This window comes from Mycobacterium adipatum, assembly GCF_001644575.1.
Taxonomy (GTDB): domain Bacteria; phylum Actinomycetota; class Actinomycetes; order Mycobacteriales; family Mycobacteriaceae; genus Mycobacterium; species Mycobacterium adipatum.
Genome location: NZ_CP015596.1, coordinates 802,196 through 814,151 on the forward strand (window position 1 = coordinate 802,196; position 11,956 = coordinate 814,151).

The following is an 11,956-nucleotide window of genomic DNA, read 5'->3' on the forward strand; positions in this document are numbered from 1 at the left end:
GACGCGCTCAATGTAGGCACGGGAACGGCGTTGCCGCACGGCAAGATTCGCCAAGACACTGCCCGGAATCGGCGTTGCTACGCCGTGCTCGCCCGGGGGTGAGCCGGCAACGCCGTGCCGCAGCAGGCCGGTCGCAGCAAACACCTCCGGGGTCGCTGGCGGCGGCGTCGGTGTGCCCGTTCGGGCGGCGGCCACATTGTTTGCCCCCGTAAACGTTCCTTCCGCAAGGAATTTGCCGGAGGGTAAAAATGTGCGCAGGTGGCCGCGGGTAACGGCGCGTGCCACCCGCGCCGTTGTTGCGCGAGCCGGATGGACGGTGCGGAAAATGGCCCGGATGGCGATCCGGTGGGGCGCGGAAACGTCATCCAAATGTGATGGCCCCGAGTGCTTTCCGAGACCGCGGCGGGGCAGGACTCAGCTGCCGAGCCAGGCCTTTGCCGGCGCGCAGGTGAGTCCGACATCTTTGAGGGTGAGGATGCCGGCGGGCGCGCCGACGACATCGATGACGGCATTGACCGCAGGCATCGCGGTCATGGTGTCCCACTCGTGGTTGCCCCACGACTCGGGCGCCACGAACCGGATCCGGGTGCGCACTTCGGGTTCCCCGTGGATCACGATGTTGTAGTGGTCCTTGTCCAGGTCCCAGTCGGCATTGAGCTTCGTGGTCAGGTGCCAGACGACGGCAGTGCGCAGAATGGTCTTGCCGCCCAGGGTCGCGCTCCATCCGCCGCGCAGTGCGGCGATGGTGTCTTTCTCGATGCGCATCCAGCCGAGGTCGACGGTTTCGGCGGCGGTGGCGAACTCGATATCGAAGTCGATGCTGTCGAACTCGTCGAAACCCAGTGCGACGCCCATCCGTTCGACCGAGTCGCGGAAGCTGATCATGCCGAGCTTGGCGATCTCGATGACATCCGGGGAGGCCTCGCGCTTGGAGATACCGAGCATCTCCCACGTCTCGACCGATTCGTACACCGAGACGTCCGCCGCCTCGACGATCGTTATCGACTGCACATCGCGGCAGACCGCGGTGAGGGCTGTGGTGATCGAGTTGGCCCAGCCCGGATGGATCCCGGTGATGTAGAGCGAGCTGTTGCCGCGCGCGCATGCGGCCGCGAGCGCCTCGCGGGTCTGGCCCGCGACGCCGCCGACATTGAGGAACAGGTTGGTGCTCAGGACGTTGAGGCCGCTCTCCAATAGCTTCACGACGTGGTCGAGGTCGGCCATGAACGGGGTGTAGAGCACGGCGTCGGCGCCCAGGGCGATCAGCGCGTCGATGTCGGTGGTGGCGGCGATCCCGGTGTCCGGACGGCCGCACAACTGGCCGGCGTCGACACCGGCCTTCTGCTCGGAGTAGGCATACACGCCGGCGAGCTCAAGGCGGGGATCGTCGAGAATGCCACGCAGGCTTAGCTTTCCGACCTTTCCGGTGGTCCACTGGATGACGCGCACGGCCGAGCCCCTCTGTTCGAGCAATATTTTTCACGTTCGTGGAAAATTAACATGGCAACAGCCGCTATGTTCGTGAAATGGCGACGGGCGGTCCGAAAGAGTCAGCGGGAGCGCTGCGTCGTCGGCGCGGACGCCCGCCCCGTATCGACCGGGCCCGCATCGTGGAGGCGGCCCGGGCCATCGCGCCACAGGATCTGACCATGCAGGCGGTCGCGGACGCCCTCGGCGTGGACCGCAGCTCGCTGAACTACTACGTCGGTGACCGCGTCGGGCTGCTCGAGCTGATCGTGACCGACCTGTTCGAAGCGGAGCTGCGGGACTTCGTGCTACCCGACGACGCCGCGTGGGCCGACGTGCTGCGTGCCTACGGCAAGGCCGTGCACCGGGGCGTCGTGCACCTGCAGGCGACCGCCACGCATGTCCAGCTGCGCGGGACATACAGCCTGGCGCTGGCCGAACGGGTGCTGGGAGCGCTGACGGCGGCCGGCTTCACCGTCGCCGAGGGCGGGCACATCCTGTCGCTGGTGTCCGGGGTGGCCTACACCGCCGCGCGCGATCTCTTGGGCGGAGATCAGTCCAGGAGTCAGCACACCTCCGAGGTGACCCGGATCCTCGCTGACGCGCCGGCCGGTCAGTTCGCGCTGCTCGGAGAGGTCATCGCCGACCGCGCCGTCGCGGGCACCGCCGATGATTTCGACTTCAGTCTCGACGTGGTGATCGACGGGTTGCGACTACGGCTCGACCGCAAAGGCTGAGGTGTTGCTGGCTGGCCATGACCCGGTGACCGGCCGCTCGAAAGGTGTTTGCCCAGCACATTTCGGGGCGGTGACCTGCCGTTTCGCGATTGGCGTTGCACATTGAGGCGCACTAACTTTCCTAGGGTGAAGTCTTCCGTTGCTGGCACCGCCGCGCGGTGGCTGGCCCCCTTCCTCGCCGTCGCGGCCGTCGTCGCAGGCGTTGCGTCCCCGGTTCCGGCCCCGCGGATCCAGTTGGCCAGTGAGGCCAACCCGCTGATCGGTAAGCCCTTCTACGTCGACCCGATCTCCAAGGCGATGCGGGCCGCGCAGAGCGCGCCGAGCCCACAACTCGAGTACGTCGCCAACACACCGCAGGCCTACTGGCTGGATCAGGCGTTCCCGGCGTCCAGCGTCGGGGGCACGGTGAGCAAGCTCGTCGGCGCCGCCCAGGCCGCCGGCGCCACACCGGTGCTGTCGATCTATGCGCTGCCGCATCGCGACTGCTACAGCTACGCCGCCGGCGGCTTCGGCTCCGCCGACGGTTACCGGGCTTGGATCGACGCCATCTCGGCTGGTCTGGGCGGCGCGCCCGCGGCGATCATCCTGGAGCCCGATGCGCTGGCGATGGCCGACTGTCTGACCGCCGACCAGCGTGCCGAACGCTTCGACCTGATCCGCTACGCGGTCGACACCCTGACCCGCGACCCGGCCGCCGCGGTGTACATCGACGCCGGGCACTCGCGCTGGGTGAGTGCGGACAAGATGGCCGCGATGCTCAACGATGTCGGCATCGCCCGCGCGCAGGGGTTCGCCCTGAACACCACGAACTACTACACCACCGAAGAGCAGATGGGCTACGGCGATGCCATCTCCGCCATGACCGGTGGCTCGCACTACGTCATCGACACCTCACGCAACGGCCTCGGTCCCGAAAGCGACAGCGACACCGCGTGGTGCAACCCCAAGGGCCGGGCGCTGGGTGTGCCGCCGACGACGGCCACCGGAAATCCGAACGTCGATGCGTTCCTGTGGGTCAAACGCGTCGGTGAGTCCGACGGGTCGTGCGGGCGCGGCGAGCCCGGCGCGGGCACGTTCGTCAACCAGTACGCGATCGATCTGGCGCTCAACGCGGGGAAGTAGGTCCGCCGAACCGTCCGTTGGTGGCATCGCGCACGGCGCGGTCGATCAGCGCGAGGGCTTCCTGCTGGCTGACCGTCTCCTTGTCGACGATGACCCGCCGGCCGACATCCTCGTCGATGACCCGGAACGCGCCGACCACCGCCGCCGCGCAGAGCCGTGCGGTCAGATCACCCTCCGGCAACCCCAGTCGCTGGGCGACCACCGGTACGAACAGGCGCTCCATCTCGTCGTGCACCATCAGATAGGCCGTCCGCAGCGCGGGTTCCTCGCCCGACATGGTGGCGATGCGAAGCGCGCTGACCTCGTCGGCAAGCTCCGCGTCGGTGAGTGGATGCGCGACCATATCCGCCTCCATGTGCTCAGCCAGCGAGAGTTCTGCCGGCCAGCGCCGGGCCTGGGCGATGAAACGCTGCGCCGACAGGGACAGCACCGGCTCGACGCAGCTCTCCTTGGTCCGGAAGTACCGCCAGATCGTCCGGGTGGAAAGCCCTGCCGCGGCGGCGATATCGTCCCCGCTGGTGGCCGAGACGCCACGCTCCCAGAACAGCGCGCAGGCGTGCCGTGATACCTCGAGGCGGGCCTGCAACTGCTTCGTCTTGGTGGCGCCGCGGATATCCTGGCTGGCGATGGTGCGAACCTCCTGGCGGGTGATGCCATCACTGTGTCACTAAGTGACAGGGCGTGCAAGCGGGGCGAGGTGAAATGGCGAGCACGGCGGACCGGATACTGGTCGCGGGCCGAACCTGCTGGCAGGTGCCCACCGCGGACCGTTTCGCCGTCATCATCGACGGCGCGGACTACCTGCGGCATGTCAAGGCGGCGATGTTGCGCGCCCAGCGCCGGATCATCCTCGTCGGATGGGACTTCGACGCGGGCACCACGTTCGAACAGGGCCAGACCACGCTGCCCGGGCCCAACCAACTGGGGGCGTTTCTCTACTGGTTGCTGTGGAAGCGCGCCGGGCTGCAGATCTACGTGCTGAAATCCAACCTGCGGCTGCTGCCGCTGTTCGACGATCTGTGGTACGGAATCACGCCGGTCTCGCTCTTGAATCGCTTCAGCGGCAGGAGAATCCGCTTCGCGGTCGACGGTGCGCACCCCGCCGGGGCGGTCCATCACCAGAAGATCATCGTCATCGATGACGCGGTCGCGTTCTGTGGCGGCATCGATCTGACCATCGGGCGCTGGGACACCTCGGATCACCTCGATGACAACCCGCTACGCACCGCCTACGGTCCTCGGCACGAGGTCGCCACCGCGATGGACGGCGCCGCTGCCGGTGCGCTCGGCGAGTTGGCGAGGGATCGCTGGCGAGCGGCCACCGGGCAGAACATGCCCGCACTGGATGTCGCGCACTCGCCGTGGCCGCGCGGACTGGAACCGCAGCTGCGCGACGTCGAGGTGGGGATCGCCCGCACCCTTCCCGCGCTCCCGGAAAACGACGAGGTGCGTGAGGTGGAGGCGCTGAACCTGGCGGCCATCGAAGCCGCCGAACACACCATCTATCTGGAGAATCAGTACCTTGCTTCGCGCACGCTGGTCGAGGCGCTGATCCGGCGTCTGGGTGAGCGTGGCGGCCCGGAAATCGTCATCATCCTGCCGCGCCGCTCGGAAAGCGCACTGGAGATCCAGTCGATGGACAGCGCCCGCAGCGCGCTGATCGCCGAATTGTGGTCGGCCGACACCCACGGTCACCTGGGCATCTACTGGCCGGTGACCGGGAACGGGACACCGATCTACGTCCACTCCAAGGTCATCGTGGTCGACGACCGCCTGCTCCGGATCGGATCGTCGAACCTCAACAACCGGTCCATGGGCTTCGACAGCGAATGTGACGTCGCCATCGAGGCCGATTCCGACGCCGGACGCGAGCTCATCGCGCAGATCCGGCGGGTACTGATCAGTGAGCACCTCGGTGTTCCAGTCGCGGACTTCTACGCCGCGGTGCCCGACAACGGGTCATTCCTGACGGCGGTGGAGACACTGCGCGGTGACGGCCGCACGCTCGAACCGATGACGGCCGACGTTGTGGCCGACGAAGCGGGTCCGCTGGCGGAGAATGACCTGATGGATCCCGATCATGTGCCGAGTTCGCTGACCGGCAGCGTGCGCCGGCTACTCAACGAGCTGGCCGGGTGGCAATGACGCCGCGCGGTCGTCTCCCGTCGAGGAACACGGGGTGAAGTCGGGCACCGTCTGGATCTGCACCGTCGCGGTCCTGGCCGGCATCGTGATCGGCTTCGTCGGCGGCGCCTTTCGGTGGTGCCTGCAGCTCGCTGACCGCGGGCGGGTCGAGCTGGTCGACTGGTCGCACCACCTACCGGGGCCCGGCTGGCTGGTCCCGATCGCGGTGGCCGCCGCCGGAGCGACGCTGGCGGCCCTGGTGGTCCGCTGGATGCCGCTGGCGGCGGGCAGCGGCATCCAACATGTCGAGGCCGTCTACCGCGGCGCGGCGCGTCCGCCCGGGCTCCTGCTGCTGCCGGCCAAGTTCGTCGGTGGTGTGCTGGCCATCGGCTCGGGCTTGGTGCTGGGCAGGGAAGGCCCGACGGTGCACATGGGGGCGGCGATCGGAGCGCAGGCGGCGCGGTATGGCGGTCTGTCCGATCCCGACGTCCGCATGATGCAGACGGCCCTCGGTGGTGCCGGGCTGGCGGTGGCGTTCAACGCGCCGATCGGCGGGGCGCTGTTCACCATCGAAGAGGCGACCAAATCCGTACGGCTCAAAACGGTGCTGGCGACGCTGTGCGCCACCGCGACCGCGGTGGCCTGTGCCCGGCTGATCCTCGGCGATCGGCCGGACTTCCTGGTCGATCCGGTCGCGCCGCTGTCGACGGTGTGGATCCCGGTGTTCGTCGTGTTCGGTCTGATCACCGGATGCCTCGGTGCGTTCTACAGCCGACTCGTTCTGAGCATGCTCGACGCCGTCGCAGCGGTGCCCAGGATCCCAGCGGTTGCCAAGGCCTCGATCATCGGCGCCATCGTCGGGTTGATGGCCTTTGTGGATCCGCATGCCGTCGGTGGGGGCGATGCCCTGACCCAGTTGATCGTCGGAGGCGGGGCGTTGGCGTTGCCGTTGGCGCTGGGGTATTTGGCGGTCCGCGTGTTCGCGGGGCCGTTGTCCTACGCGGCCGCGGTTCCCGGCGGGCTGTTCGCTCCGCTGCTGGCCGTCGGGGCACTGTGGGGGGTGCTGTTCGTCGGTGTGCTGAATCTCCTGTGGCCCAACGACGGTCACTCGCTTGCCGTGCCGATGGCGATCGTCGGGATGGCGGCGTTCTTCGGTGCGGTCGTGCGCGCACCGCTGACGGCGGTGGTGCTGGTGATCGAGATGACGGGGATCACCGCGCTGGCCGTGCCGATGCTGGCCGCCACCGCGGCAGCGGTGCTGACCGCCGAACTGCTGAAATCGCCGCCCATCTATGACAGCCTGCGTGAGCGGATGCAACCTGACGGAAACAGGGACACGCTATATTCGGACGAGCGCCGAAACCGCGGGGGTCAGTGAAAGGGCACCAGCGACACGTGGCCGACGACGAACCCAGCCGGGAGAGGGCTCCAGCACGGACCGTCGTGTTCGCCCTGTACAACAAGGTGACTCTGCAGGACGTCGCAGCGCCCTTGGAAATCTTCGCCCGCGCCAACGACTTCGGGGCGAACTACCACGTTCTGCTGGCCTCGCCGAACGGCGAGTCGGTGGGGACGACGGCTTACGCACGGCTGGACGTGAACCTGGCGCTGGCCGATGTGCCCGCAACGATCGACACATTGCTGGTGCCCGGCGGTGTCCCGGCGGATTTCGCATTCACTCCGGGCCTGCACGACATTCCGGAAGAGCCGACACCGGATACGGTGCCGGACGCGCTGGAAATGGTGCGCCGGCTCGCGCCCCGGGCCCGTCGGGTGGCTTCGGTGTGCACCGGCGCCTTCGTGCTGGCCGCCCTCGGGCTGCTGGAGGGGCGGCGCGCGACCACTCATTGGGCGCACTGCCAGACACTGGCGCGCCGTTATCCCCATGTCCGGGTGGACCCGGACTCACTGTTCGTCCAGGATGGACCGTTTATCACGGGAGCCGGCATCACCGCCGGGATAGACCTGGCGCTGGCGCTGGTCGAAAGCGACTACGGTCCGGCCGTCGCACGCAGGGTGGCACGCTGGATGGTGGTCTTCCTCCAACGCCCCGGTGGCCAAGCACAATTCAGCGTGTGGGCGGAATCGGCGCTACCGGTTTCGGGTGGCCTGCGCGATATCGTCGACTCGGTGATCGGCGATCCCGGCGCGGACCACTCCATTGCATCCATGGCGATCAAGGCGGCCGTGAGCGAGCGCCACCTCGCCCGGATGTTCCACGAGCAGATCGGGATGACACCGGCGCGATTCGTCGAACAGGCCCGGCTGGAGGCCGCCAAAGTGCTACTGGCAACCGGCGATCAGAGCCAGGACACCATTGCCCGGCGCGCCGGGTTCGGGACCACCGACACCATGCGACGGACGTTCCGGCGCAACCTGGGTGTATCACCCGGCGTATACCGTAACCGCTTCCGCACCACCGGGATCGACCAGTAGCGGAGAATTGGGAATCGGCTCCGCAACCACCCGGTGGGCCTCCAGGTGATCGCGGATGCGGGCACCGTATCGCAGCCCGCTGCGCCGTGCCGCGGCGTGGAACGACTCACCAGCCAGCACCAGGCCCACGGCATTCTCCAGCCGCACCTCGTGCACATACTGCCGTAGCGTCATCCCGACCTGTGCCTTGAACAGTCGAGCCAGGTGCCGCGGACTCAAACCGATCTGGGCGGCAACGGTATCCAGCTCGTAATGGCCGGCCGGATCGACGCCTATCGTCGCCATCAACCGTTGCAGTCCGGCATGTTTGGGCCGCGGTGTCCGGGCGGCTGCCGAGATCTGCGGATGACCTTCCATTCGCCTGCTGAGGACCACCAGTTCTTTGGTGATCTCGTGGGCGACCTCGGGTCCGTGATCGTCTGCCACCAAGGCGAGAGCCAGGTCGATACCGGCCGCCGAACCTGCCGACGTCCAGATATCACCGTCGCGGCTGTACACCGACTCGCGGTCGACGATGGCGGTCGGATGACGGGTGGCGAACGCCTCCAGGTGTCGCCAATGGGTGGTGGCGCGCCGGCCGTCGAGCAGGCCGGCCGCGCCCAGGGCGAACGTCCCGGTGCCGATCGCGGCGATCCGCCGTGCGCGCGATACCTTGGCCGCGATGACCTGTTCAAGGTCTCGCGGAACACCCTCGTGGACAAGGCTTTCACCACCGAACACGATGACCGTGTCAACCGCATCAGTTAGCGCCGAGGCCGGGGTGGCGGCCAGAGCCAGACCTGATGAACAGCGCACGGTCGAGGAACTCCCGCAGCCGTAGAGGGCCACCGAATAGTCGTGGCCCAGCGCGCGGGCCGCATCGAACACCTCCAGTGGGCCGGTGACATCCAAGGTGCGGACACCGTCGGCCATCAGCATCGCGATGCGCCGCGATCGGCGTTCGGCGTAGTGACACATGTACCAAGCGTGCGAGCACCGTCGCACCGGCGTGCGCCGATGTCCGGATTTTCGCGGCTCCTGTCCGTGTCGGTCGGCCCTGCCCGACGAGGTCCGGTTTCGCGCAGAACATGTCCACCTCGGCGACCAACCGATAACGGGCCTTTACCAATCGGAAACACCATCGGCTCAACGTTGTTGCCAAGAACCACATCTCGATATCAAAACGACAAGGTGGCCGTTATGGATTCACGATCAGCTCTGACACTGAGCATCGGTGTGCTCGGCGGGGTCGCGGTGGCGCTCACCGCGACCGTGATCACCGTCCCCATCTGGGTGGTGTTCCTGGCCTGGGCTTCCTTCTTCTTCGTGGGCGGAGGGACCGCCGGGTGGGTGCGCTCGGTGGCCTCGAATCTGGCAGGTGTCGTCATCGCCGCCGCAAGCCTGTACGCCGCGCACCTTCTCGGTGGCAGCCTGACCGCCACCGCGATCGCCGTCGGCGTCGGAAGTGCGGTGATGGTGCAGGCATCCTGGATCGGATTGCTCTCCACGACACCGGCCGTGGTGGTGGGCTTCGCCTCCACCGTGTCGACCGTGGCGGGCACCGGCCAGTTGGTCACCGCAACCACGATCTCCCATCCAGGACTCGTGGCGGCGTGCGCCTGCGTACTGGGTGCCACGTTCGGGATCGCCTCGGAGTTACTGGCCGATGTCATGACACGTACGGCTCCGGCCGGCCGTACCGGAACGGAAGGTGCACCCGCATGAAACTGCAGCACTACCTGGGCGGGTTGGAAGGCCTACCCGCGCCGCTCACCCTGGAAAAGCGGGTGTTCGTCGAGGAGTGGGAGAAACGGATCTTCGGCATCCACGTCGCGATGATGGGTCTCAGTACGCACCTGGACTCCGCGTTGCCCGCATACCCGATTTCTGAGGTGCCCACCGAGTTCCGGGACGAATGGACCTGGGCCTCGCTGCGCACCGGTGCTGAAGCGATGAATCCGTTCGACTACTTCAAATTCCGCTACTACGAGAAGTGGCTCGGCGGGATCAGCCAGTTCTTCGTCGACCAGGGATACGTGACGGAGCAGGAGATCAGCGCGTTGATCGGGGACCCTGCACCGGCACCGGTCGGCGGAGATCCGGCGATCGACGACCAGGTGATCGCTTATCTCCGCCGCGGAGACAGCCCGCGCCGCGATATCGCCCACCCGAAGTTCTCGGTCGGGGATCAGGTCTGCATCGCCGACCTTCCTGCCGGATCCCATACCCGGCTGCCCGGCTACCTCCGGGCTCGGACTGGCACCGTCACCCGGATCTTCGAGGGCGACTACGGCTACTTCGTGCACACCGGTGACGGTATCGGCGACCCGATGCCGATCTACATCGTGGAGTTCACCCCCGAAGAACTCTGGGGTGTCCGGGCCGAACCGGGCGCCAACACCCTGTACGCCGAACTGTTCGAGGCGTATCTGCAACCCATCGAGGAGGCCAAGTGAGCGAGCAGTTTGCGTACCCGTCCGACCGTGAGCAGTCCAGCGCCGATCGGGTCGCCGCCCTGGAGCGGCTGCTGATCGAGAAGGGGGTGATCACCGGCGAGACCGTCGACAAGGTACTGGCCTACTTCGAATCCGAGATGACCCCGCTGAACGGACAGAAGATCGTCGTGAAGGCCTGGACCGACCCGGATTTCGCGGCCCGCGTCGTTGTCGATACCCCGGCCGCGCTGTCCGAGCTGGACCTGCCCGAAGGCATGGCTGGAGCCGAAGGCGAGCATCTGCAGGCGGTGGCCAACGAACCCGGCGTGCACAACCTGGTCATCTGCACACTGTGCTCGTGCTTTCCATGGCCGGTACTCGGACTGCCGCCGTACTGGTACAAGGATCCGGTGTTCCGGGCGCGTGCTGCCCGGGAACCGCGCACGGTGCTCACCGAGGTCGGGGTGCAGTTGGCTGATGACACCGAGATCAAGGTGTGGGACTCCAGCGGGCACTCCCGGTGGTTCGTCATTCCCGAAAGGCCAGCCGGTACCGAGCATTTCACTGAGAAGGAGCTGATGAGTCTGGTCACCACGGAGTCGATGATGGGCGTGGCACTGGCGGGACAACCGGTATGAAACTCCACCAGACGTGCACCACGGATCAGGCGGCCCCGTCATTCGACCATGATTGGCAGCGAAGGGCTTTCGGGCTCGCCCTGGCACTCTCCGAGTTCGGGCACTACCCGTGGAGTGAATTTCAGCAGAGCCTGATCGACACGATCGGCGCGTGGGAGTCCGCACCGCCTCCCGCCCGTGGGGAGTGGGAGTACTACGACCACTGGGTCGCAGCACTGGAACACGTTGTGGACCATCGGAAAATCCTCACCGCTCCACTAATCACCGACGACGGCGACCACGCTGTCCACGATGACCACCACTGACCCTCGCGAAAGGAACCCGATATGCACATCGAGCCAGGAATTGTGGACGGCGCAAAAATCGTCCTGAGTTACGCCACCGCCGCCGGCGCCGGCGGCTACGCGCTGACATCGGCGTGGAGACACCTCAAGGAGCGTGGGCCGGGTTCGTTGCTGCTGGGTACGTCCGTGACCACCGCACTGGTTCTGGTGTTCTTCGAGATCCTGCCGCACTTCCCGGTCGGTGTCTCCGAGGTGCACCTGATCCTCGGCTCTACTCTGTTCCTGTTGTTCGGCGTCGCGCCCGCGGCGTTCGGCCTGGCGCTGGGTCTGCTGATCCAGGGGTTGTTCCTGTCGCCCGTCGATCTTCCGCAGTACGGCATGAATCTCACGACATTGCTGGTGCCCTTGTTCGCATTGCAGTACGTGGCGGGCCGCACGATCACGCCGCAGACCCGCTATACCGCACTGACGTACCGACAGGCCCTGACCCTGTCGATGACCTACCAGGCCGGCATCGTCTCGTGGGTCGGGTTCTGGGCGCTCTACGGTGAGGGATTCAGCGGACAGACAGTGGCCGCTGTTGCGACCTTCGGTGTCGCGTACATGCTGGTGATTGTCGTCGAACCGGTGGCGGATCTGGCCGTACTGGCCGGGGCGAAGACCCTGCAGCGGTATCGGAACGAAGGGTGGCTGGAGCCGCGCCTGTTCAACCCGGCCTGATCCGTTGATGTGAT

General features: G+C 66.9%; 13 protein-coding genes. 10 read left to right on the forward strand and 3 right to left on the reverse strand.

Annotated elements, in window-relative coordinates; translation table 11 throughout:
- Positions 1-414: 414 nt before the first annotated feature.
- On the reverse strand, positions 415-1,449 hold the full coding sequence (locus A7U43_RS03635) for an NAD(P)H-dependent amine dehydrogenase family protein (RefSeq protein WP_067991246.1): 1,035 nt from the start codon (positions 1,447-1,449) through the stop codon (positions 415-417).
- A gap of 77 nt (positions 1,450-1,526) precedes the next feature.
- Between A7U43_RS03635 and A7U43_RS03640 the strand changes: the two genes are divergently transcribed.
- A complete protein-coding gene (locus A7U43_RS03640; RefSeq protein WP_067991247.1) occupies positions 1,527-2,204 on the forward strand; it encodes a TetR/AcrR family transcriptional regulator C-terminal domain-containing protein in 678 nt (225 codons plus the stop codon).
- Between the two features lie 75 nt (positions 2,205-2,279).
- Entirely contained in the window at positions 2,280-3,326 is a 1,047-nt protein-coding gene (locus A7U43_RS03645; protein WP_082902362.1) for a glycoside hydrolase family 6 protein, read from the forward strand.
- Here the strand turns inward: A7U43_RS03645 and A7U43_RS03650 are convergent.
- Positions 3,310-3,912 carry a TetR/AcrR family transcriptional regulator gene (locus A7U43_RS03650; protein WP_231963525.1) on the reverse strand — a complete coding sequence of 201 codons (603 nt, stop codon included), beginning with the start codon at positions 3,910-3,912 and terminating at the stop codon, positions 3,310-3,312. The two genes, A7U43_RS03645 and A7U43_RS03650, sit on opposite strands and share 17 nt — an antisense overlap.
- A 116-nt stretch (positions 3,913-4,028) precedes the next feature.
- On the opposite strand from A7U43_RS03650, the gene A7U43_RS03655 reads away from it, so the two are divergent.
- Genes A7U43_RS03655 through A7U43_RS03665 form a run of 3 tightly spaced genes read left to right on the forward strand, consistent with a single transcriptional unit; the run spans position 4,029 to position 7,886 of the window.
- The gene (locus A7U43_RS03655) at positions 4,029-5,471 is read left to right on the forward strand and encodes a phospholipase D-like domain-containing protein (protein ID WP_067991254.1); all 1,443 of its coding nucleotides are present in this window, start codon (positions 4,029-4,031) and stop codon (positions 5,469-5,471) included.
- A 34-nt stretch (positions 5,472-5,505) separates the two neighbouring features.
- The gene (locus tag A7U43_RS03660) at positions 5,506-6,828 is read left to right on the forward strand and encodes a ClC family H(+)/Cl(-) exchange transporter (protein ID WP_067991256.1); all 1,323 of its coding nucleotides are present in this window, start codon (positions 5,506-5,508) and stop codon (positions 6,826-6,828) included.
- 17 nt (positions 6,829-6,845) lie between these two features.
- On the forward strand, positions 6,846-7,886 hold the full coding sequence (locus A7U43_RS03665; protein ID WP_067991258.1) for a GlxA family transcriptional regulator: 1,041 nt from the start codon (positions 6,846-6,848) through the stop codon (positions 7,884-7,886).
- On the opposite strand, the gene A7U43_RS03670 is transcribed toward A7U43_RS03665, so the two are convergent.
- Complete coding sequence (locus A7U43_RS03670) at positions 7,836-8,843, reverse strand: GlxA family transcriptional regulator (RefSeq protein WP_067991260.1); 1,008 nt, start codon at positions 8,841-8,843, stop codon at positions 7,836-7,838. The two genes, A7U43_RS03665 and A7U43_RS03670, sit on opposite strands and share 51 nt — an antisense overlap.
- A gap of 222 nt (positions 8,844-9,065) precedes the next feature.
- Here A7U43_RS03670 and A7U43_RS03675 point away from each other — a divergent pair, with 222 nt between their 5' ends.
- Genes A7U43_RS03675 through A7U43_RS03695 form a run of 5 tightly spaced genes read left to right on the forward strand, consistent with a single transcriptional unit; the run spans position 9,066 to position 11,942 of the window.
- Complete coding sequence (locus A7U43_RS03675) at positions 9,066-9,590, forward strand: DUF1097 domain-containing protein (RefSeq protein ID WP_067991261.1); 525 nt, start codon at positions 9,066-9,068, stop codon at positions 9,588-9,590.
- Complete coding sequence (nthB, locus tag A7U43_RS03680; protein ID WP_067991262.1) at positions 9,587-10,321, forward strand: nitrile hydratase subunit beta; 735 nt, start codon at positions 9,587-9,589, stop codon at positions 10,319-10,321. Before A7U43_RS03675 ends, nthB begins: the two co-directional genes overlap by 4 nt.
- Entirely contained in the window at positions 10,318-10,938 is a 621-nt protein-coding gene (gene nthA / locus A7U43_RS03685) for a nitrile hydratase subunit alpha (RefSeq protein WP_067991265.1), read from the forward strand. The genes nthB and nthA overlap by 4 nt, the downstream gene beginning before the upstream one ends.
- Positions 10,935-11,243, forward strand: coding sequence for a nitrile hydratase accessory protein (locus A7U43_RS03690; protein ID WP_067991267.1), 309 nt, complete (start codon positions 10,935-10,937; stop codon positions 11,241-11,243). Before nthA ends, A7U43_RS03690 begins: the two co-directional genes overlap by 4 nt.
- A 21-nt stretch (positions 11,244-11,264) precedes the next feature.
- On the forward strand, positions 11,265-11,942 hold the full coding sequence (locus A7U43_RS03695; protein WP_067991270.1) for an energy-coupling factor ABC transporter permease: 678 nt from the start codon (positions 11,265-11,267) through the stop codon (positions 11,940-11,942).
- Positions 11,943-11,956 lie beyond the last annotated feature (14 nt).

Bases quoted from the DNA above. Each gene is read 5' to 3' on its own strand.
- A7U43_RS03640 (WP_067991247.1), top strand. From the start codon at position 1,527: ATGGCGACGGGCGGTCCGAAAGAGTCAGCGGGAGCGCTGCGTCGTCGG.
- A7U43_RS03655 (WP_067991254.1), top strand. From the start codon at position 4,029: ATGGCGAGCACGGCGGACCGGATACTGGTCGCGGGCCGAACCTGCTGG.
- A7U43_RS03670 (WP_067991260.1), bottom strand. From the start codon at position 8,843: ATGTGTCACTACGCCGAACGCCGATCGCGGCGCATCGCGATGCTGATG.
- A7U43_RS03675 (WP_067991261.1), top strand. From the start codon at position 9,066: ATGGATTCACGATCAGCTCTGACACTGAGCATCGGTGTGCTCGGCGGG.
- nthB (WP_067991262.1), top strand. From the start codon at position 9,587: ATGAAACTGCAGCACTACCTGGGCGGGTTGGAAGGCCTACCCGCGCCG.
- A7U43_RS03690 (WP_067991267.1), top strand. From the start codon at position 10,935: ATGAAACTCCACCAGACGTGCACCACGGATCAGGCGGCCCCGTCATTC.
- A7U43_RS03695 (WP_067991270.1), top strand. From the start codon at position 11,265: ATGCACATCGAGCCAGGAATTGTGGACGGCGCAAAAATCGTCCTGAGT.